Below are 20,276 nucleotides of genomic sequence, written 5' to 3'. Positions count from 1 at the left end.
TAACAATGCCGGTTCACCTATGCCATTAAAAAAAATCCTTTACAAACTCCTTTCGGGGAAAGACCAAAAGGAACTCGTGGCCAAGGCGGGCGTATTTGTGTTTTTTCGTGTAGCAGCATTGATTTTAGGCTATGGATTTACACTTATGGTAATCCATTATTTCGGCAATGAAGTTTACGGCATGGTGGTCCTTGGCTTTACCCTGTTCATGGTTTTGTCCATTGCCGGTAAGCTGGGATACGACGTCAGCCTGACGAGATACGTAGCTGCCGGAAACCTCCCTAAAAACGAACTATCCGGGTATTTGGCACAGGCTACCATACGCTCTTTCCTGGTGTGCGCTATTCTGGCGACGCCGATGGTGCTCTTTGATGAATGGATTGCCTCCCGAGTTTTTAACAGGCTTGAATTTGCACCATTTCTTAGATGGACAGCCCTCACTTTTCCGATTTGGTCACTGATCTATATACACAATGGAATTTATCGCGGCCTGAAAAAAAATACACTTTTTTCGATTTATGCCGCATTCGGGAGATTCCTGCTTACAATCGGGGTTTTACTGGCCGGAGTGCTTTTCTTTGGAAATAGATACGACGAATTGCCCATTGTTGCGCATTTTATCGCCATATTCCTTCTGTGGTTGAGTTGTTGCTGGTTCACTTACAGAGTTTTTGGATATAGTCTCTACCAGTCTCTTGAAGGCTCGTTTCGCAAGTTTAATAAGGAGTCCCGACCGATATTGATTACATCTGTTTTGGGGATTCTGCTGATCTGGATCGACCGGTTGTTCGTCGGAGCCTATTTAGATGAATCCGATGTGGCTGTTTACGATGTTGGTGCAAAACTGGCCTTGCTCATATCCTTCAACTTGGATGCAATTAATTCAATTTTGGCGCCAAAAATTGTTGAGCTTTATCGAAAGGATGATGTAAAACCGTTGCAAACCCTATTGACTTTTGCCGTAGGCATCAGTGCAGCCATCGCATTGGGGACTTTTCTGGTAATTCTATTGGGGAAGGACATCCTCCTGAGGCTTTTTGGGGAAGCCTACCTCTCGGGAACCGGGGTCTTGTTAATTTTGGGAGTCGGGCAACTATTGAATTGTTTTTGCGGTTCAGTGGGCAATATTCTCCAGATGACAGGCCATCAAAAGACGCATCAGAAAATCATGCTGATTGGCCTCATCGTCAATTTGACTTTAAATTTCGCACTAGTTCAACGCTTTGGCATTGAAGGGGTGGCTATTGCAACAATTGCAAGCTTGTTGACATGGAATTTCCTGGGGGCCTATTATGTTAAAAAGCGAACCGGACTGAGAAGTTACCTGGACCCCCTGGCCCTGCTGAATAAAATTAATAGAAATGGCTGAGCTAACTCCCAATGTATTCCTTATCGGCGTTCAAAAGGCCGCAACAACTTCTCTATACGACTGGCTGGCCCAGCACCCGGAAGTTTGTGCGCCGTTTTCCATGAAAGACACACCATTCTTTATAGATGATGAACTTTTTGAAAAAGGAACAAAGTTTCTGGATAGGATTTACCGGGATGAATATTCGGGGCAACCCGCTGTATTGAACGGAAGCGCCAACATCATATATTTTGAGAAAGCCATCCAAAGAATCGCCTCACTGAACCCGGACGCCAAACTCATCCTTGTACTCAGAAACCCGGTGGAACGCGCTATTTCAGCATATAACTTTGCTGTTAAAAGAAACATGGAGCAGGAAATCCTGCACAAGGCAATCAGCCTGGAAGAGAGCCGGATCAGGGAAGGGGATTTGCGGACCCTATCCAACAACACATATGTCGATCATGGAAGGTATTTTACGCAGATCACCCGTTTGAGAAAATACTTCCCTGCTGAGAGCGCCCACATTGTGTTTTATGAGGAGATAAAAAATGACCCGTTGGCAGTTGTCCGCGATGCCTATGAGTTTATTGGCGTGGACCCGGATTTTGAACCGGAACTAAAACAGCTGAATAAAACAGGGGAAGTGCGGTTTCCGTGGATACGGAATGCACTCTATAGCCAATCGGGCATAAAAAAAGCACTTGTCAGGTATATCATAGACCCATTGGTGCCGTACAATTTGAAATATAAATTAAAGATTTTCTTTCTGAATCTCGTTACCAGCCAAAAATCAAAAAAGCGTGTGGCAAATCCGGATGACAATAAGGCCCGGGAATTAATTCGGGAGGCCCTTTCGGAAGAAATTGAGCAATTAGAGGAACTGCTGGGCACAGATCTGAAAAGCTGGAAATCCTAAAAGATGATTTTACGCACAATTAAAAGTAAATTGGAACAAGCCACTCGACTCTTGTTGATAAACACCCTGACAACGGTCAATGACTCGGTTCTCATTGTAGAATACCCCAAATCCGGAGGCACCTGGCTTGGTCAACTGGTTTCTGCGTATCTGGGGTTGCCGTTTCCGAGAAACCGGATGCCGGCCCTGGGGTCTTCGGTATTTCACGGCCATTATCTTCCCACTGGACGGATTCCGAGTAACAAAAAGATTTTGTTTCTGGTGAGAGATGGGCGGGATGTGATGATTTCTCTTTATTATCACCAATTGATCTGGAACGAAAAGAATAAGCTGAACCCCAAGGATGTCATTTATCACCGAAACAAAACAGGATTCGAAAATTTTGAGGATATAAAATACAATCTTCGTGCATTCATCGACTACGCTTTTATGAGCAAGCCGAGTAAATGGCAACAATTCACTTATATGGGAAATTGGGCTGAGTTCAACCGGGCCTGGCTCAGGGAAATGGAACACGGTAGTGAAAACATCTATTTAGTGAAGTACGAGGATTTGTTACATGATACTTTTGGGACGGTCTCTAAGTTATTAAAAGAGCAACTTGGTGTTTCACATATCGAGAAGGAGCGCCTGGAAAAAGTGGTTCAAAAATATTCATTTGAGAACCAGTCGCAACGCAAAAAGGGAGACGAAAAGAAAAACAGTTTCCTTAGAAAAGGCATTTCCGGCGATTGGAAAAATTATTTTGGTCAGGAAGAGAAAGAGTGCTTCAAGAAGCATTCGGGGGACGTGCTTGTTAAACTCGGCTATGAACCGGATATGACATGGTAGTTTCCCGTAAGCAGGCAATATTTTGGACACTGTTACTGACAGGGCTTCTGGTATTCACCTTTTTGCGCCAAACCCTTATTCTGGTTTATCCTGTGATTCTAGCCGTCCTTGGGTACTTGCTCCGGCTAAAATTAAATAGGAGCATATTGCTTTTCACGCTATTGTTTTTTCTGTTGGGCTTGTTGTCAGCGTATCTGGCGGGGGGGTATTTTCTCAATTTTTTCGTCTCTGCTTATCTGATATTGCCTATTTGGGTCTTTTTACAAGCTCGTCCCATAGCCTGGAAATCTGGCAGGGTTTTTTCCGTATTTGACACATTCCTGGCGATTGCATCACGCGTATTGGTGGTGGTGAACGTCAGTGCATTCATTTATGCACAATTTATTATAGACCCCTCCCTGATGAATTACGATGACGCCTTTACGGGACTCTATGGGCTGGACGGTCTGGGCTCCCATACGCTTTCGGTTATAAACCTGGGGTTTAGCGTGTACTATCTCAGTAAAAGGAAATATTATTCCTTTGCCTTTTTTCTGATTAGTGGTGTTTTTGGTTTTTATGGACTGGGACTTGTGATTTTTCTGATTTCCCTTCTGCTGTTGTACGCCACGCGGCTCCTTAGATATTGGAAAATCATGGGGGCCATCTTATTGAGTTCGATTATTGCGGTGGGGATGATAGGAGTATTCAATCCCAGGAACCTGGATTATATCGAGGCCAATATCAACCGGGCGCTTTTGGTTTTTGATTCTTACGACTATCAGGAGGAAGTGGAGCGATCTCGCCAATTGGAAGTCACCCAGATACCGCGTTTTATAACGTTTCTGGACGGGTCCCAGAAACGATTTCTCGGCGACATGAAGGTTTTTATGTTAGGGGCCGCACCCGGGGGATATAATTCCAGAACCGCCTTCTACCTTAATGGCGACTTCGTTCAGAACGAATGGCTAAGGAGCAACTTTTCAATCCGTACACCAGCACATTCCGAAGATGTTTACCCCCTCCTGAACAGGGAATTGTTGTCGAAACCCTACAATGACGGTACAAGGAACCAAACATTTTCTTCTCTGGTTGCGCTTCTTCTTGAGTACGGCCTGCTTGCCGGGGGCGGTTACCTGATTTTCTTTTTTATCAGGATTTGGCAGATCCAGGGTAATCTGATCAGCCGGGAGCGAGCAGAATTCCTTAAGTTTATTGGTATATATGCCTTTTTTTTACTTTCGGTTCAGAATTACCTGGAGTACCCGGAAATCATCGTACCCATTATACTATTATTTAAACTGGCCGAGTTTGACCGCGCACAGCAAATGCATGTTGATTGAAATTATCCCGTAAAAACATATGGATCGGCCTATTCGCAACTTTCCTGGTTGTGCTACCGTTTGGGCCGGCCTTGCCCAACCTGATGGCTGGCGCAATTTTGGCTTTCTGGTTGTTTGAATTATTGCACTTTCGCGTTCAGGCTTCCCGGCGTGATTGGTTGGAGTTCCTCGTGATCAATGGATACGTATTGTTGCATTTCCTATCCTTGTTTTGGAGTGATGACCTCGCGCACGGTCTCCAGAAATCACTGTTGCTCGTTTTCATTCCCCTGTTTTTTCTCGTAATGCGTCATTTAAAAGGCATATTCAGCATTTCAGATGCAGGTCTACTTGTAGGGTGCTTTACGTTTTCCACGTCAATTCTCTCGATACTCTCTCTCTCTGTGGCCATGAATGCCCCGGAGTTTTCCTTGGACGCGTTGCTTCAGGAAAATCTTGCCACCTCCCTAATAAATTTTCATTATCTGGGATTCTCCCTGTACGTTGGCGCGGCCATTGTTTTGACATTGACCCTCTGGTTGTTCCACCGCAATTCAATGCCGCAATGGTATCGGAAGCCGGCTCCGATTATTTTAATTTTCCTTTTAGGGATTCTACTACTATTGAGCAGTAGAAGTACAATAGTTTTTACTTTGATCCTGTCTGTTTTTTTACTTTGGAGGGCGAGGAAAATAGCATCCACACCGGAGTTCCTCGGCATTATAGCAATTATAGTACTCGCCGTTGTATTTGTTTTTAGTAATCGGGCCCTGATAGAAAAATTCAAGGATGCGGTTAATTTCGATGGGCAATACGAGGTCACTGAGTACTGGGGAGGCAGGGGTTTCCGGGAACTCATCTGGGACTGTACGGCACACGTAATAGAGGCAAATCCGGCCTTAGGCACGGGTTATGGTGACCAACAAACCGAGTTGGAACTTTGCTTTCGACGCCACAGGTATCAGGCCTTGCTTCTAAAAGGAAATACGTTTAACGCACATAATTTATTCCTGCAAATTACTCTGGCAACAGGGCTGGTGGGGCTTGTGCTTTTTTTAACGTCATTGGTATATGCTACCAGCCGGCTATGGAACCGGGAAGCCACCATTTATTTTGCGTTCCTCGTCCTTTTTCTCGGAACGAGCCTGACCGAATCCCATTTTAACAGGAACGCCATCGTGCTGCTTTTTGCATTCTTCCACGCTTTTTTCTACTTCAAATTTTCTGCCTATGAACGTTCTTCAGATACATAATTTGTATCGGTTTTCGGGAGGCGAGGACGCTGTGGTAGACAACGAAATGAAGTTGCTTACGGAATACGGCCTGAACGTAAAACAACTGCATTTTGACAATAAGCAAATCAATGCGGGCCGTCTTTTCTTCAATAAGCAGGCCTATTCCCGGACCAGGGAGGCAATTCGAGAATTCCAACCACACGTCGTACACGCACATAATTTGTTTTACCAGGCATCCCCGGCTGTATTGAAGGCAGCAAAGGATTTGGGAGTACCCATCGTGATGACGCTACATAATTTCCGGCTGATATGCCCGGCGGCACTATTACTCCGGGATGGACAAATCTGCACGAAATGTGTGAATTTAAAATTTCCCGCCCATGGAGTATATCACGCTTGCTTTCAGGACTCTGTTCCGAAGAGCCTATTGCTATCAACATTTTTGTGGTATTCAAAGGTCCAGGGGATCTGGAAGGATTCTGTAGATCGGTTTATTGTCCTGACCCCGTTTATCAAAGATTTATTTATTCAATCGAGCCTGGGAGTTGGAGGGGAAAAGCTAATTGTGAAGCCAAATAGTACGGACGACATTTATGAGGACACTGAGAAAGTGCCTCCCGCTCGCCAAGGGTTTTTATATATCGGCAGACTGTCCCGGGAAAAAGGTGTTCATTTGTTGTTAGAAGCTTTTCAGGGACTCCCCGAAAAGTCCCTGACCATCGTCGGCACGGGCCCACTGGAGCAGGAGCTCAGGGATTTGGCAGGTAAGAACATCCATTTTCGGGGTGAGCAGCCCAGGTCCTCGGTGGCGGAACTGTTGAGAACCACCAAGGCACTTGTATTTCCATCCCTGTGTTATGAAGGGTTGCCAAATACCATTATCGAGTCTTACGCTGCGGGAACCCCTGTAATAGCATGTGACAATGAGAATATCAGCAAATTAGTAAACCACAATTACAATGGGTTATTGTTTTCTTCCGGTCAGGTTAAATCATTAATACAGGCAATCGAGGATTACGATATGGTGCCGAGAGAGGATTTTGAAAAATGTGCCCGGCGGACATATCTTGAAAAATACACTCATAAAATTAATCTGGAGAACTTACTGAAGATATACAATTCCGTAGTGAATTAGATTCATGGACAACAGCAAGAAAAGAATTATCAGCATCGATGTAAATGCCATCCGGGAGGTCGATTTAATTGAACAACTTCATCATAGAATCGAACAGGAAGAATCCGGTTATGCCTGCTTTTCCAATGTTCACATGTTGATTGAAGCGTATGATAATTCCGATTTCGCCGAGGTGGTCAATTCTGCCACATATGCTTTACCGGATGGTTTACCCGTTGCCAAAAGCTTTCGGGTACTTCACGGGATCAGTCAGGAGCGGATTGCAGGAATGGATTTCTTGCCGCTCTTTTTGCATCACTGCAATCTAAAAGAATACCGGGTGGCATTCATCGGTTCAACCGAAGAGGTTCTGGAGGCGACCCGATCCAAAATCAACAGAGAGTTGCCGGGAATTGTTTTGACTCATTTAATTTCCCCTCCCTTTGGGCAGTCCTGGGAAAATGAGAAATATGTAAGACAATTGAACGAATCCAACACACAGGTCGTTTTTGTTGCTTTGGGTTGCCCAAAACAGGAAGTCTGGATGCACGCCCACACCCGGCAGATAGACGCGTTTCTTTTCGGCATAGGTGGAGCATTGCCGACATACGTTGGGGTTATTAAGCGGGCACCAGCCTGGATGCGCAAATCTGGCCTCGAATGGTTTTACAGGTTGTTAAAGGAGCCTAGGAGAATGTTCAAAAGATATTTGTACACGAACTCCAAATTTCTCTACTTACTGGCTCGCCATTATATAAAATAACCCCTATTTTTAGGCGAATGAACCCTGGGGACATTCGGCCGCATAAGTCCATTATCGCGGTACCCGAGAACAAATGATCATGCCCTTTCAACAATCCAAATATCTGGATCTTATATCTCCGGTATCTTTTTTGGTGGATTTTGTGATAATCAACTATATCGCAAAACTGCTCCCCATCAATTTGGAGGTTGACCTGCTATTTCATGGCTATATATCCCTTGGTTGGTTGATAATCGCGTTTAAAACTGAATTTTATGTAATCAGGAGGCATGCAAAGGTTGTTCACATTTTGCGCCTTCTCGTTCAGCAATTCTTTATTTATTTCCTGATCGTTTATGCATTTATCGGCTTTTTCAAGCAACCAAACATGAGTCGTTTTGCGCTGGCACAGTATGTTGGGATAGTATTTGTATCCGTTAGCAGCATGAAATTATTGAGCTATTACCTTCTCATGAAGTATCGCGAAAAAGTCAAAGGGGATCTGCGCGACGTTGTTGTGATCGGCAAAAACAAGAAAACAGACCAATTGGTTCAGGTGTTTAACGATCGCACAGAATTTGGTTATCGATTCAGGAAGCAATTCTGCCCCAGATCTGAAAACTTTGACTTGAAAGCCTGTTTCGAATTTATTGTAAGCAATAAGATCGATGAGGTGTATTGCTCGGTTTCAGAATTAAAAAACAGCGAAATCATTGATTTCATCAACTTTGCGGACAACAACTTGATAACACTTAAATTTCTTCCTGACAACAAAAATTTATATTCAAAAAAGCTGAAATTCGAGTACTACGACTACCTCCCGATCCTATCCCTCCGGGATATCCCGCTCCACAACCCCATCAATGCTTTTGTCAAGCGTTCGTTCGACATCGCCTTCAGCCTGGTGGTGATATTCGGCGTGCTGATCTGGCTCGGGCCCCTGCTGGCCATCCTGATCTGGCTGGAATCGCCGGGGCCGCTGTTTTTTGTGCAGAAGCGCACGGGGCTGGACAACCGGGAATTTTATTGCTATAAATTCCGCTCCATGGCCATGAACAAAGACGCCGACAAGCTCCAGGCCGGGAAAAACGATATGCGGGTAACGCGGATTGGCCGGTTTATCCGGAAGACGAGTATCGACGAGCTGCCCCAGTTCTACAACGTGCTCTTCGGGAATATGTCCGTGGTGGGCCCGCGGCCGCACATGCTCAAGCACACGGACGAGTACGCCAGCAAGGTAGACAAATACATGGTCCGGCATTTTATCAAACCGGGCATCACCGGCCTGGCCCAGGTGCGCGGCTACCGGGGGGAGGTAGAACGGGATTCGGACATACACGGCCGGATTAAATTCGACATTTTTTACATCGAGAACTGGTCCTTTCTGCTGGATGTAAAAATCATCGTGCAGACGGTCCTCAATATGTTCCGGGGGGAGGAAAAGGCGTATTAGAAGCCTGCCTCCGATCCCGGGGTTGCATTTCGGATTTGTCGGCAAATCGGCATACCATCGCGGAAAAAAGCGCGTTAATGGAACCGGGAGGTACTTCACACAGTAGGAAAACGAGTACTTTTATCCCGGAATTGGGTTGTTCGACCAAAACAGTTGCGCGGTACGCCCCGTTCTAATTAATATTGCGGCCACATCGCACGGCTTTTAATCAGCAACAAAGAATCAATCAATGAAAATATCAGTAATAGGTACGGGCTATGTCGGTTTGGTAACCGGGACCTGCCTGGCCGAAACCGGTAACGACGTGGTTTGCGTCGACATCGACGAGCTCAAGGTCAAACGGATGCAGGAGGGGGAGGTGCCCATCTACGAGCCGCACCTGGACGTATTGTTTGAGCGGAACATCAATGCGGGCCGCCTCACCTTTACGACTTCCCTGGCCGAGGGCCTGGAGCACGGCGAAATCGTATTTCTGGCGCTCCCCACCCCGGAGGACGAAGACGGGTCTGCGGACCTGAAATACGTCCTGGGCGTGGCGGATGAAATCGGGAAACTGATAACCGATTACCGGGTAATTGTGGACAAGAGTACGGTGCCTGTCGGGACTTCCGATAAGGTGCGGGAGGCGATTGCAAAAAATGCCAAATGCGACTTTGACGTGGTGTCCAACCCGGAATTCCTCCGGGAGGGCTTTGCGGTGGACGATTTTTTGAAGCCCGAACGGATTGTGGTGGGCTCCAGCTCTCCCCGTGCCACGGAATTGATGGAGAAACTCTACAAGCCCTTTGTACGATCGGGGAACCCGGTGATCATCATGGACGAACGGTCGGCGGAGCTCACCAAATACGCGGCGAATTCCTTCCTGGCCACCAAGATCACCTTTATGAACGAGATCGCCAACTTCTGCGAGCTGGTGGGGGCCGATGTGGACAAGGTCCGGATTGGGATGGGCACCGACTCCCGCATCGGGAAACGCTTTTTGTTCCCGGGCATCGGGTACGGGGGGTCCTGTTTCCCGAAGGATGTCAAGGCCCTGCATAAATCCGGCAAGGATTCCGGCTATGATTTCCAGATCCTGGAATCCGTGATCGACGTAAACCAGAAACAGAAAACGGCCCTGATCCCCAAGATCCGGAAATATTTCGGGGATGACCTGAAGGGTAAGAAGATCGGCCTCTGGGGGCTGGCCTTTAAACCGGAAACCGACGATATCCGGGAGGCCCCGGCCCTGTATATTATCGAGGAGTTGCTGGCCGCCGGGGCTGAGGTTACTGCCTTTGACCCGGAAGCCATGGAAAACGTGAAGCGGAAGCTGGGCGATGCCATCGCTTTTGCACCCGGCATGTACGGGGCGGTGGAGGATATGGATGCCCTGGTGATCTGTACGGAATGGAGCGTGTTCCGCAACCCGAATTTCAGCATGGTCAAGGACCTGTTGAAAGCCCCGGTGGTTTTTGACGGGCGCAACCTCTACGACGTGGAGGAGATGAAGTCGCGCGGGTTCCACTACGAATCCATCGGCCGCGGATAGCACATCATCCGGTCTGCGGGCAACCTGCGTTCCCGCCGGCACGAAAGGCAATTAAGTAACAACAACAAATAAGCAAACAGGTGAAGCGAATTTTGATAACAGGGGCGGCCGGATTTCTGGGGTCCCATTTGTGCGACCGGTTTATCGCTGAAGGCTACCACGTCATCGCCATGGACAACCTGATCACGGGCGACCTGAAAAACATCGAACACCTGTTCCGCCACGAGCACTTTGAGTATTACCACCACGATGTAACGAAGTTTGTCCACGTCCCGGACCGGCTGGACTACATCCTGCATTTTGCGAGCCCGGCCAGCCCGATCGACTATTTGAAAATCCCGATCCAGACACTCAAGGTGGGCGCCCTGGGCACGCACAACCTGCTGGGGCTCGCCAAGGAGAAAAAGGCACGTATCCTGATAGCCTCCACCTCCGAGGTATACGGCGACCCGCTGGTGCACCCGCAGACCGAGGAGTACTACGGCAATGTAAATACCATCGGCCCCCGGGGGGTCTATGACGAAGCGAAGCGGTTCCAGGAATCCATCACGATGGCCTACCACCGTTTCCACGGGCTGGAGACCCGGATCGTGCGGATCTTCAACACCTACGGGCCGCGGATGCGCCTGAATGACGGACGGGTGATCCCGGCCTTTATGGGCCAGGCGCTCCGGGGCGAGGACCTGACGGTCTTCGGCGACGGTTCCCAGACGCGTTCCTTCTGCTACGTGGACGACCAGGTAGAGGGGATCTACCGGTTGCTCCTCTCGGACTACGCCCTCCCGGTGAATATCGGGAACCCCCACGAAATTACCATCCGGGACTTTGCCGAAGAGATCATCAAACTGACCGGCACGGACCAGAAAATCGTGTTTAAGCCATTGCCCAAGGACGACCCGATGCAGCGGCAGCCGGATATCACCAAGGCCAGGGAAATCCTGGGCTGGGAACCGCAGGTGGGCCGGGAAGAAGGGATGAAGAAAACCTTTGATTACTTCCGGACGCTCTCCCGGGAAGACCTGGAACGGAAGGAACATCGGGACTTTTCCGGCAGGAACCGGCGCTGAGAACGCACCCCGGGACGGGTTGCCGCTGGTGCCGTCCCCCGGTTGGGTAACCGCTGACGCCCCCCGCTTGGGTAGCGCCTGGCGCCTCGCGGCCGGGTAGCGGCTGCCTCCTTGTGTTGAGGTTCCGGCAGGATGCAGGCCGCCTGCTCAAAAGTGCAATTACCGGCAAATAGCTTCCCCGGGAAGCCGTCCATTTGGCCGGCATCCCCTATTTTTGTCGAAAATATGGCATCATGAATATCCTGGTCCTGGGATCCGGCGGGCGCGAACACGCCCTGGCCTGGAAACTGGCGCAAAGCAATTCCCTCGGAAAACTCTACGTGGCCCCCGGAAATGCGGGCACCTCCCAAGTTGCAACCAATCTGCCCCTGGCAGTAGACGATTTTGACCGTATTGCCCAAAGCGTACGGGACAACGACATCGACATGCTGATCGTGGGTCCGGAAGTCCCGCTGGTAGAGGGAATCAGCGACTATTTTAAAGACCACCCGGAGCTTTCAGGCATCCCGGTCATCGGCCCGTCCCGGGCGGCTGCCCAACTCGAGGGCAGCAAGGAATTCGCCAAGGCCTTTATGAGCCGCCACAACATCCCCACAGCGGCCTACGAAAGCTTCGGGCCCGAGGATCTCGACAAGGGTTACCGCTTCCTGGAAACCCTGCAGCCCCCATACGTGTTAAAAGCCGACGGCCTGGCCGCCGGCAAAGGGGTGCTGATCCTCGAATCCCTGGACGATGCAAAGTCCGAGCTCCGCTCCATGCTGCTGGATGCCAAATTCGGTTCGGCCAGCGCCCGGGTGGTGATTGAGGAATTCCTGTCCGGGATTGAGTTGAGTTGCTTTGTACTCACAGACGGCAGGAATTACAAAATCCTCCCCACCGCCAAGGACTACAAGCGGATCGGGGTAGGGGACACCGGCCTGAACACCGGGGGCATGGGCGCTGTTTCCCCGGTGCCCTTTGCGGATGCCGCTTTTATGGAGAAAATCGAAAACCGCATCATCCGGCCCACGGTAGAAGGGTTGCAGCGCGAAGGGCTGCCTTATGTGGGCTTTATCTTTATCGGGCTGATCCGGGTGGGGGACGACCCGCTTGTTATCGAGTACAATGTCCGCATGGGCGACCCGGAGACCGAGGTGGTTATCCCGCGGATTGAAACGGACCTGCTGGACCTGATGCAGGCGACGGCCGAGGGCCGGCTCGATGAGGTGGAGTTGCGCGTGCGGCCGGAAGCGGCCACCACGGTGGTCATGGTTAGCGGGGGGTACCCGGAGGCGTACGAAAAAGGACGCGTGATTCGCGGCCTGGAAGCGACCGGGGATGCCGTGGTCTTCCACGCCGGGACGCGACGGGACGAATCCGGGCAGGTGGTGAGCAGCGGCGGCCGGGTGCTGGCCGTTACCGCTTATGGTACGGACTTCAGGGAGGCCCTGAAAGGCTCTTACAGGGCCGTGGAGGCGTTAACCTTCCAGGATGCCTACTACCGGAAAGATATCGGTTTCGACCTCTGAGAGGGACTATAAATACGAATGGGAAGTAATGCTGCGGTCTTCTTCCCCTCGGGAGTCAAACAAGCGCAATTGGCCGAGCCAGTATACCATTGCTACCGTGCCGATAATGACGAAAATCCAATTGATGGTGTTGGCGGCCCACCAGCTTTCCATGAAGCGGAAAAAGTCGTAAGGGGCGAAGAGGAAGTTGACAAATAAATTTTCGATCCCTTCAAAAAAAGCTCTCATTGTACCTATATTTACCCTGCAAACATACGAAAACCAGCGATGATTTCAAGCGTTTTTGGCAAAACAAAACCCGTCAATTACATCCTGGTTCTCTGCTTTCTCACCCTCCTGTATGCCTGCGCGCTATTTCTCCGGTTCAACCGGGAAATCAGCCTGGAAACCCTGCCGATGGACGTGCTGGGGATCAGTGCCCTGTTGCTGAGCGTGCTGCTGGTGAACTTCATCGTCCAGCGCAACCAGCTTACGGGCTCCCATTCCTATACCAGCTACTTCTTTGCATTGCTGGTCCTGCTTTTTCCCGAATCCCTGTTGGACCGTCACGCCCTGGTGGCCAACCTGTTCCTGTTGCTGGCCATGCGTCGGCTGATCAGCCTGAAATCCCTGCGGAACGTCAAGGCCAAAATTTTTGACGGGGCCCTCTGGATCCTCGTGGGCAGCCTGCTGGTAGACTGGGTCCTGCTGTTTATGCTGCTGCCCTGGATCTATGTCTATTTCTACGAACCCCGGAACCTGCGGAACTGGCTGAACCCGTTGGCAGCTGTGGCGGTGGTGGGCCTGATCGGGGCGGCCGTCGCGTTCCTGGCGGGGATCCCCGATTTTATCGGCACCCACTACCGGCTGCGCTGGGAGGGAACGGTGGAATACTGGGCCCAATGGCGGAATGCAGCAAAACTGGGGAGCTACATCCTGGTGGTCCTGATCGCCGGGTTTACCGCCTTTTTAAAGCTGGGGAAAGCCGGGCATGGACGGATTGTGGTCATGCGCCTGTTGGCGATATCCCTGCTCGTGGGGATTGGGGTGGTGCTTCTCAGAAGTGGGATGCGGGGGAGTCCGATTGTCCTGACCTTCTTCCCGGCGGCCGTATTCCTGTCCAAGTATATCGAGTCTGTCCGGAAGGAGAAAATCCGGGAGGGTCTGCTTATAGGGGCCCTGTTGATCTGCCTGGCGGTTTTTTCCGGGGAGTGGCTCCTGGCCTGACCTGGGCGCCCCCCCCCCGGGGGGCGCGTCGAACACCACCCGGTTCACCAATAAGGGGTTCTCAAATAAGCGGTATCTTTGCGGAAAATGCAACCTATGTTCAGCGACTTCGCATTCCGGATTTTTGAGGCAAGTATCGACAAATACCACGAGGAGGACCGGGTAGACCAGCCCCGTCCCAACCCGTATGAACCCGGGAGTATCGAATACCTGCTCTACCTCAAAAACTGGATCGACACGGTGCAATGGCACTACGAAGACCTGATCCGCGACCCGGGCATCGACCCGGAGGCTGCCCTGGAACTCAAGCGAAAGATCGATGCGAGCAACCAGGAGCGCACGGACCTTGTGGAGTACATCGACAGCTATTTCCTGAAAAAATACCAATCGGTAGAAGTGTCGGAAACGGCCACCATCAATACGGAAAGCCCGGCCTGGGCCATCGACCGGCTCTCCATCCTGGCCCTGAAGATCTACCATATGCGGGAAGAGGCCGGCCGGCCGGACGCGGGTCAGGAACACCGCGAGGCCTGTAAAAAGAAACTAGACATCCTCCTGGAGCAACGGGCCGACCTCTCCACCGCCATCGACCAGTTGCTCGCAGATATCGAAGCCGGCCGGAAGTACATGAAGGTCTACAAACAGATGAAGATGTACAACGACGAGGAGTTAAACCCGGTGCTCCGTGAGAGGAAGCAATAACCCGCACCTGCTCGTTTGGCGTTTCTCGGCCCTGGGGGATGCCGCCATGGCCGTTCACGTCTTACTCGCCTTGCAGCGGGAATACCCGGGAATCCGCCTGACCGTTGCGACGAAAAAGGGTTACACGCCCGTATTTGAGCAAATCCCGGGTGTCCGTGTGTTTCCGGTGGATACCCGGGGCGCTCACAGGGGGTTGGGGGGGCTTTGGAAGCTCTACCGGGAACTCCTCGCCCTGAAACCGGATGCCATTGCAGACCTCCATGCGGTCTTGCGCACCCACATCCTGCGGTTCTTTTTCCGGATTTCCGGGGTCCGGGTTGCAGTCCTGGATAAGGGTCGGAAGGAAAAGCGCCGGTTGGTTGCAGCCCGGGGTCGGAAGCTGGCGCCCCTCACCCCTACCCACCAGCGATACGCGGCCGTTTTTGCCGCCCTGGGCTATCCCGTGGAACTCCGCCCGGCTGACGTGCTGGGGAAGCCGCCCTGGCCGGAAGCCATCGGGATCCCCAAACCCGGGGATGATGGGGGATTCCGCTCCCGGGATGGCGCAGGAGCGAATATCGGGGTGGCGCCGTTTGCGGCACACGCCGGCAAGTGCTACCCGGAAAAGGAGATGAAACGCCTATTGGCGCTTTTGCAGGAAGAGAAAGGGCTGCGGGTATACCTGTTGGGCGGGGGCCCGGAGGAGACCCGGAAACTGAAACAGTGGGAGCGGGAATTCCAGAATTGTACCTGTGTGGCCGGCAAAGGCAGCCTGGGGCAGGAATTACAGCTTATCGGCAACCTGGACCTGGTGGTATCCATGGACAGCGGCAACGGGCATCTGGCTGCCCTCTTCGGCATTCCGGTCATTACCCTTTGGGGGGTGACCCACCCGTATGCGGGATTTGCGCCTTTTGGCCAGCCAAGGGAGAACTCCCTCCTGTCCGACCGGGAGCAATTCCCCCTGATCCCAACTTCCGTATACGGCAACAAGGTGCCGCCCGGGTATGAGGAGGTAATGGCGAGCATCCCGCCGGAAACCGTGTACGGGTGCATCCGCGGGGCACTCGCCCCGGATACTGCCAATCAGGCGAGTACGACCGGGGAGAGCGAGCGGAAGTAGTTCCGCAGCTGCTGGATATAGTTGTAGCGGAGAATCTTGCAATTCCCGGAGACCATCAGGCTGCGAACCCCGAAATAGCTCGAGATAATAAAAGAGGCAACCCCTTCGCTATCCACGTGCCGTTCCACAAAACCGTCGGTTTTCCCCTTCTGGAGGGCGGTAACGAGGTTTACTTCCCAGACCTTGGAAATATCCGTCAGGTACCGGGTGATCTTGTCGTTCCTCCCATTGAATTCGTTCAGGAAGTTTGCAAGGACGAAACCGTAATCCAGGTCGTTGAATTCGGCGGTCTTCAACGCGTCGTCCAGGCAGATCTCGATGGCCCTGAGCGGGTTTTCCACCCCTTCGATGGGCTCGATCAGCATGGTGTACACCTTGCGAAACACGAGGTTCTGCACAATGCTGATAAAGAATTCCTCCTTAGACTGGAAGTGATAATAGAAGGCACCCTTCGACAAATTCAGGGATTTGAGGATGTCGTCGATGCTGGTGTTGTAGTAGCCCTGGGCGTAAAAAAGTTCCAGGCCGGTCATCTGCATGCGATTCATCGTCGCCATGCGCTTGAGGTTCTTGTCCATGATGTAAGATTTTGGGCAACCGACTAATCGGTCGTTTACAAAGAACTCGCGGATTCAGGGCATGGCAGGTTTTATCTGACGAATCCCGGAAAAATTTCGACGAAGTGTAAAAATTCCGGTGAATGACCACCTGGCTGGAAAGGCGCACCGACCACCCGGTCGGTTAAAGCGCACGGATTTATGGATGAGCGGACGCCTCAGGCCACGGATCCCTGGCAGCTGCTGCCCGCCCCGGCCGTGCAACCATAGCAATGCTGGGAGATTAAAATCTCCCGGTCCTGCAATACCGCTTCGTTGTAATCCGCAATGTGTTTCACCTTGCTGGCCACTTTCAGGCCGAGCATTTGGTTGAAGTCGCAGTCGTAGAGCCACCCGTCCCAACTCACCGACAGCGTATTCCGGCACATGACGTTTTCGACAGCTGCCGGGTTGTATGCGTCCACCAGGGCGGTCATGTAGTCCTCGTAGTTTTCCGAGGCAATCAGGTAGTCCAGGAAACGCGCAATGGGCAGGTTGGTGATGGCGAAGAGGTTGTTGAAAACGATCCCGAAGTCTGAGGCGAGCGCTTTTTTAAAGTCCTTCTCCATCGCCTGCTGGTCGGCTGGGAGGAAGGCTCCCGACGGGTTGTAGACCAGGTCGAGTTTTAACCCGCTGCCGGCTTTCCCATACCCCGCTTCGTTCAGCGACCGGAGGGCTTCGATCGATTGGTCAAAAACCCCGCTGCCCCGCTGGCGGTCCGTTTTCCCGCGGGTGTAGTGCGGGAGGGAGGAGACCACATGCACGTTATACCGGGCAAAAAATTCCGGCAGGTCGTAGTATTTTTTGTTGGCCCGGATAATGGTCAGGTTGGACCGGACGATAAAATCGGCGATCCCCGCTTTGGAAGCTTCGGCCACGAACCAGCGGAAATCCGGGTTCATCTCCGGTGCCCCGCCGGTGAGGTCCAGGGTATGCGCCCCGGTGCGGCGGATTACCTCCAGGCATTGCTCCATGGTCTCCCGGGTCATGATCTCCTTGCGGTCCGGCCCCGCATCCACATGGCAGTGGGCGCAAACCTGGTTGCACATATATCCCAGGTTGATCTGAAGGATTTCCAGGGGTTTGGGACGAAGTGTATTCTGCCCGGTTTCCCGCAGTTTCTCCCGGAAACGGGGTAATTCCCCGGAAGCGAACGGCCCTCCGTCGAGGATTTTTAATTGATATTGCGTGTTGGCCAGGTCCTTTTCCTGGGCCTTGAGGGATTTTGTAGCCAAAATTCAGGGTTTTGAGCAGGCTATGCGTGCCGGCTTACATGGATAATTTGTCGTATTTGTTCATCATCTGCACGCCGTGGACCAGGCTGGCCCCGCTTTCGATGGCCGCTCCTGCGTGAACGGCTTCCATCATTTCCTCCCGCGTGATGCCCCGCTGCAGGCCGTCTTTGGTGTAGGCGTCAATACAGTACGGACATTTGACCACGTGGGAAACCGCCAGGGCGATCAGGGATTTTTCGCGAGCCGTGAGGGCCCCGTCCTTGAATACGGAGTTGTAGTAGTCAAAGAATTTGGTGCCGAGTTCCTCGCTCCATTCCGTGATGTTGCCGAACTTCCTCAGGTCGGCGGGGTCGTAATAATTTGTTGCCATATTGATTTACTCTTTTATTTAAGTCGGGTCGTTTGGCCTGGTCTGCTGTCTAAACTTACGGGAGTTTCGTCGCAAGGTTCGGTTTTTCATTACCCAAAAACGGGATTTTAACATTCCCGGGCCGATTTTGCCGTAACCGACCCCCCGGTCGGTTTGACCGGTTCGGGTTAGCCTCGGAATCCGCCGGATCCCCGACGACCGGATCCCTGAATCGATAAAAATCCTCCCGATATGCGTAATGGGCCGTTTCGAAATGGCCTGCCGACCAGGGAGTCGGTTTATCCGCCCCCCACCCGGGCCAATTTTAAAAAAATTTTAGCACTGACAGCCGGTTTAATGGCATGGGATTTGTCCTGGAGTGGGTCGAAAAAAATTTGTGTCAAACTTAAATACCACAATATGAAAAAGCGAACTATCAACCCGGCGCAGCGGACCTATTTGTTCGCGGCACTCATCGCCCTGCTGGTGAGCCTGACGGTGGTCGGGATCGACAAATGGCAGGACACCGGCCGGGTAACCCTGGACCGGGCACCCGAAAACCTGGCCAAACCCGTGTTGTATACGGCCGATAAAGAGGGGAACATTACCCCCCTGGATTTTACCGAGACTACTGAAAAAGTCCTGGACGCGGTAGTGCATATCACCTCGCGCGGAACCCAGTCTTATGGCCGGAGCTACCGCCAGTTGCCGGACCCGTTCCGGGAATTCTTTAAGGACAGCCCCTTTGGCCGGTACTTTGAAGCCCCGGAGGGCGATTCCCCAGGGCGAGACGGAAGCCGCGGGGAGTATCCCGATGAACTCCCGCGCATGGGAACCGGATCTGGCGTGATCATCAATAAAGACGGTTATATAGTGACCAACAACCACGTCATCGCCAATGCGGATGAGGTGGAGGTAACCCTGCACAACAACGGCACGTACGATGCGAAAGTGATCGGGGTGGACCCCACAACGGATCTGGCTCTGCTCAAAATCGAAGCCGAAAACCTGAAATCCCTGGCCCTTGTAAATTCGGACGATGTGGAAGTAGGCGAATGGGTACTGGCCATCGGCAACCCCTTTAGCCTGAACTCCACGGTCACGGCCGGGATCGTCAGCGCCAAGGCGCGGAACATCAACATCAACCGGGAGGAATTGGCCGTTGAGAGCTTTATCCAGACGGATGCGGCCATTAATCCCGGCAACAGCGGGGGAGCGCTTGTCAACCTCAACGGCGACCTGATCGGCATCAATACGGCCATTGCCAGCCGTACCGGAAGCTACAGCGGCTACGGCTTTGCCGTACCCAGCAACATCGTGTCCAAGGTGGTGGAAGACCTCCTGGAATACGGGAACGTACAGCGGGGCATCCTCGGGGTACGGATCCAAAACCTGGACGGCCGCCTGGCCGAGGATAAGGGTATCGACCTGATTCCGGGGGTTTACGTGGCATCGGTAAATGACGGCAGCGCAGCACAGGAGGCCGGCATCCTCGAAGGGGATATTATCACGGCAGTGAACGACAAACCCGTTGCCAGTTCGCCCCGCCTGCAGGAGCTGATTGCAGGCTTCCGCCCGGGGGATGAGGTAACCATCACCCTGGACCGGGAGGGGAAATCCCGCAAATTTGAGGTCACCCTGAAGGATTCCGCCGGCACGACTTCCCTGGTGGCTCGTGCGGACCGGGAGTTGTTCAACCGCCTGGGGGCCGAATTCCGAAACCTGCCCGCGGATCAGGCTTCCGAACTGGGCATTGACGGGGGCGTTGAGGTCGCCCGACTGGTACCCGGCCTGCTGCGGCAGGAAACCCGGATGCGGGAAGGCTTTATCGTAACCCGCGTCAATGGCCGGGAGGTAAATAACCTGGAGGAATTCCGGTCCGAGTTGGAGAAAAGCGAGGACGGGGGCGTGATGCTCGCCGGCCGCTATCCGGACAGCCCGAAAACCTATTATTACGCTTTCGGACTGGATTCCTGATTGAAATAAACCCGATACCCGGAAAGCCGCAGGCCAAAGGATTCGCTCCGATCGCCTGCG

General features: G+C 52.1%; 19 protein-coding genes. 15 read left to right on the top strand and 4 right to left on the bottom strand.

Annotated elements, in window-relative coordinates:
* The first annotated feature begins 19 nt into the window (after window positions 1-19).
* From RB2501_RS03315 to purD, 11 genes are all read left to right on the top strand, one after another.
* On the top strand, window positions 20-1,369 hold the full coding sequence (locus tag RB2501_RS03315; protein WP_015753325.1) for a flippase: 1,350 nt from the start codon (window positions 20-22) through the stop codon (window positions 1,367-1,369).
* Window positions 1,362-2,267, top strand: coding sequence for a sulfotransferase family protein (locus RB2501_RS03310; protein ID WP_083760681.1), 906 nt, complete (start codon window positions 1,362-1,364; stop codon window positions 2,265-2,267). Before RB2501_RS03315 ends, RB2501_RS03310 begins: the two co-directional genes overlap by 8 nt.
* A gap of 3 nt (window positions 2,268-2,270) precedes the next feature.
* On the top strand, window positions 2,271-3,098 hold the full coding sequence (locus tag RB2501_RS03305; protein WP_015753323.1) for a sulfotransferase domain-containing protein: 828 nt from the start codon (window positions 2,271-2,273) through the stop codon (window positions 3,096-3,098).
* Window positions 3,092-4,420, top strand: a complete 1,329-nt coding sequence (locus RB2501_RS03300; protein ID WP_015753322.1) for a hypothetical protein — start codon at window positions 3,092-3,094, stop codon at window positions 4,418-4,420. Before RB2501_RS03305 ends, RB2501_RS03300 begins: the two co-directional genes overlap by 7 nt.
* A complete protein-coding gene (locus RB2501_RS03295; protein ID WP_015753321.1) occupies window positions 4,417-5,652 on the top strand; it encodes an O-antigen ligase family protein in 1,236 nt (411 codons plus the stop codon). Before RB2501_RS03300 ends, RB2501_RS03295 begins: the two co-directional genes overlap by 4 nt.
* Window positions 5,630-6,769 carry a glycosyltransferase gene (locus tag RB2501_RS03290; RefSeq protein WP_015753320.1) on the top strand — a complete coding sequence of 380 codons (1,140 nt, stop codon included), beginning with the start codon at window positions 5,630-5,632 and terminating at the stop codon, window positions 6,767-6,769. Before RB2501_RS03295 ends, RB2501_RS03290 begins: the two co-directional genes overlap by 23 nt.
* Window positions 6,770-6,773: 4 nt before the next feature.
* Window positions 6,774-7,511, top strand: coding sequence for a WecB/TagA/CpsF family glycosyltransferase (locus tag RB2501_RS03285; protein ID WP_015753319.1), 738 nt, complete (start codon window positions 6,774-6,776; stop codon window positions 7,509-7,511).
* Window positions 7,512-7,584: 73 nt separating this feature from the next.
* On the top strand, window positions 7,585-8,943 hold the full coding sequence (locus tag RB2501_RS03280; RefSeq protein WP_015753318.1) for an exopolysaccharide biosynthesis polyprenyl glycosylphosphotransferase: 1,359 nt from the start codon (window positions 7,585-7,587) through the stop codon (window positions 8,941-8,943).
* Between the two features lie 229 nt (window positions 8,944-9,172).
* On the top strand, window positions 9,173-10,474 hold the full coding sequence (locus RB2501_RS03275; RefSeq protein ID WP_015753317.1) for a UDP-glucose dehydrogenase family protein: 1,302 nt from the start codon (window positions 9,173-9,175) through the stop codon (window positions 10,472-10,474).
* Between the two features lie 80 nt (window positions 10,475-10,554).
* Window positions 10,555-11,541 (top strand): UDP-glucuronic acid decarboxylase family protein, encoded by a 987-nt coding sequence (locus RB2501_RS03270; protein WP_041326933.1) that lies wholly within the window; start codon window positions 10,555-10,557, stop codon window positions 11,539-11,541.
* Between the two features lie 233 nt (window positions 11,542-11,774).
* Window positions 11,775-13,049 carry a phosphoribosylamine--glycine ligase gene (gene purD / locus RB2501_RS03265; protein WP_015753315.1) on the top strand — a complete coding sequence of 425 codons (1,275 nt, stop codon included), beginning with the start codon at window positions 11,775-11,777 and terminating at the stop codon, window positions 13,047-13,049.
* Between the two features lie 6 nt (window positions 13,050-13,055).
* On the opposite strand, the gene RB2501_RS03260 is transcribed toward purD, so the two are convergent.
* Entirely contained in the window at window positions 13,056-13,277 is a 222-nt protein-coding gene (locus RB2501_RS03260) for a DUF6341 family protein (RefSeq protein WP_015753314.1), read from the bottom strand.
* Between the two features lie 39 nt (window positions 13,278-13,316).
* On the opposite strand from RB2501_RS03260, the gene RB2501_RS03255 reads away from it, so the two are divergent.
* From RB2501_RS03255 to RB2501_RS03245, 3 genes are all read left to right on the top strand, one after another.
* Window positions 13,317-14,255, top strand: a complete 939-nt coding sequence (locus RB2501_RS03255; RefSeq protein WP_015753313.1) for a DUF6427 family protein — start codon at window positions 13,317-13,319, stop codon at window positions 14,253-14,255.
* 96 nt (window positions 14,256-14,351) lie between these two features.
* A complete protein-coding gene (locus RB2501_RS03250) occupies window positions 14,352-14,957 on the top strand; it encodes a DUF4254 domain-containing protein (RefSeq protein ID WP_015753312.1) in 606 nt (201 codons plus the stop codon).
* A complete protein-coding gene (locus RB2501_RS03245; protein WP_238528096.1) occupies window positions 14,941-16,059 on the top strand; it encodes a glycosyltransferase family 9 protein in 1,119 nt (372 codons plus the stop codon). The genes RB2501_RS03250 and RB2501_RS03245 overlap by 17 nt, the downstream gene beginning before the upstream one ends.
* On the opposite strand, the gene RB2501_RS03240 is transcribed toward RB2501_RS03245, so the two are convergent.
* From RB2501_RS03240 to RB2501_RS03230, 3 genes are all read right to left on the bottom strand, one after another.
* Entirely contained in the window at window positions 16,023-16,637 is a 615-nt protein-coding gene (locus RB2501_RS03240) for a TetR/AcrR family transcriptional regulator (RefSeq protein ID WP_015753310.1), read from the bottom strand. The two genes, RB2501_RS03245 and RB2501_RS03240, sit on opposite strands and share 37 nt — an antisense overlap.
* A gap of 197 nt (window positions 16,638-16,834) precedes the next feature.
* Window positions 16,835-17,890 (bottom strand): arsenosugar biosynthesis radical SAM (seleno)protein ArsS, encoded by a 1,056-nt coding sequence (gene arsS / locus RB2501_RS03235; RefSeq protein WP_015753309.1) that lies wholly within the window; start codon window positions 17,888-17,890, stop codon window positions 16,835-16,837.
* Window positions 17,891-17,924: 34 nt separating this feature from the next.
* Window positions 17,925-18,260, bottom strand: coding sequence for an arsenosugar biosynthesis-associated peroxidase-like protein (locus RB2501_RS03230; RefSeq protein ID WP_015753308.1), 336 nt, complete (start codon window positions 18,258-18,260; stop codon window positions 17,925-17,927).
* Window positions 18,261-18,659: 399 nt separating this feature from the next.
* Here RB2501_RS03230 and RB2501_RS03225 point away from each other — a divergent pair, with 399 nt between their 5' ends.
* Entirely contained in the window at window positions 18,660-20,216 is a 1,557-nt protein-coding gene (locus RB2501_RS03225) for a Do family serine endopeptidase (RefSeq protein ID WP_041326931.1), read from the top strand.
* Window positions 20,217-20,276 lie beyond the last annotated feature (60 nt).

Source organism: Robiginitalea biformata HTCC2501, assembly GCF_000024125.1.
Classification (GTDB): Bacteria; Bacteroidota; Bacteroidia; order Flavobacteriales; family Flavobacteriaceae; genus Robiginitalea; species Robiginitalea biformata.
This window is presented reverse-complemented; position numbering and strand designations above follow the sequence as displayed.

What these genes read in the sequence shown, in the direction of transcription:
- RB2501_RS03315 (WP_015753325.1), top strand. Translation starts at nt 20, where the DNA reads ATGCCATTAAAAAAAATCCTTTACAAACTCCTTTCGGGGAAAGACCAA.
- RB2501_RS03310 (WP_083760681.1), top strand. Translation starts at nt 1,362, where the DNA reads ATGGCTGAGCTAACTCCCAATGTATTCCTTATCGGCGTTCAAAAGGCC.
- RB2501_RS03305 (WP_015753323.1), top strand. Translation starts at nt 2,271, where the DNA reads ATGATTTTACGCACAATTAAAAGTAAATTGGAACAAGCCACTCGACTC.
- RB2501_RS03300 (WP_015753322.1), top strand. Translation starts at nt 3,092, where the DNA reads ATGGTAGTTTCCCGTAAGCAGGCAATATTTTGGACACTGTTACTGACA.
- RB2501_RS03290 (WP_015753320.1), top strand. Translation starts at nt 5,630, where the DNA reads ATGAACGTTCTTCAGATACATAATTTGTATCGGTTTTCGGGAGGCGAG.
- RB2501_RS03285 (WP_015753319.1), top strand. Translation starts at nt 6,774, where the DNA reads ATGGACAACAGCAAGAAAAGAATTATCAGCATCGATGTAAATGCCATC.
- RB2501_RS03280 (WP_015753318.1), top strand. Translation starts at nt 7,585, where the DNA reads ATGATCATGCCCTTTCAACAATCCAAATATCTGGATCTTATATCTCCG.
- RB2501_RS03275 (WP_015753317.1), top strand. Translation starts at nt 9,173, where the DNA reads ATGAAAATATCAGTAATAGGTACGGGCTATGTCGGTTTGGTAACCGGG.
- purD (WP_015753315.1), top strand. Translation starts at nt 11,775, where the DNA reads ATGAATATCCTGGTCCTGGGATCCGGCGGGCGCGAACACGCCCTGGCC.
- RB2501_RS03260 (WP_015753314.1), bottom strand. Translation starts at nt 13,277, where the DNA reads ATGAGAGCTTTTTTTGAAGGGATCGAAAATTTATTTGTCAACTTCCTC.
- RB2501_RS03255 (WP_015753313.1), top strand. Translation starts at nt 13,317, where the DNA reads ATGATTTCAAGCGTTTTTGGCAAAACAAAACCCGTCAATTACATCCTG.
- RB2501_RS03250 (WP_015753312.1), top strand. Translation starts at nt 14,352, where the DNA reads ATGTTCAGCGACTTCGCATTCCGGATTTTTGAGGCAAGTATCGACAAA.
- RB2501_RS03240 (WP_015753310.1), bottom strand. Translation starts at nt 16,637, where the DNA reads ATGGACAAGAACCTCAAGCGCATGGCGACGATGAATCGCATGCAGATG.
- RB2501_RS03230 (WP_015753308.1), bottom strand. Translation starts at nt 18,260, where the DNA reads ATGGCAACAAATTATTACGACCCCGCCGACCTGAGGAAGTTCGGCAAC.
- RB2501_RS03225 (WP_041326931.1), top strand. Translation starts at nt 18,660, where the DNA reads ATGAAAAAGCGAACTATCAACCCGGCGCAGCGGACCTATTTGTTCGCG.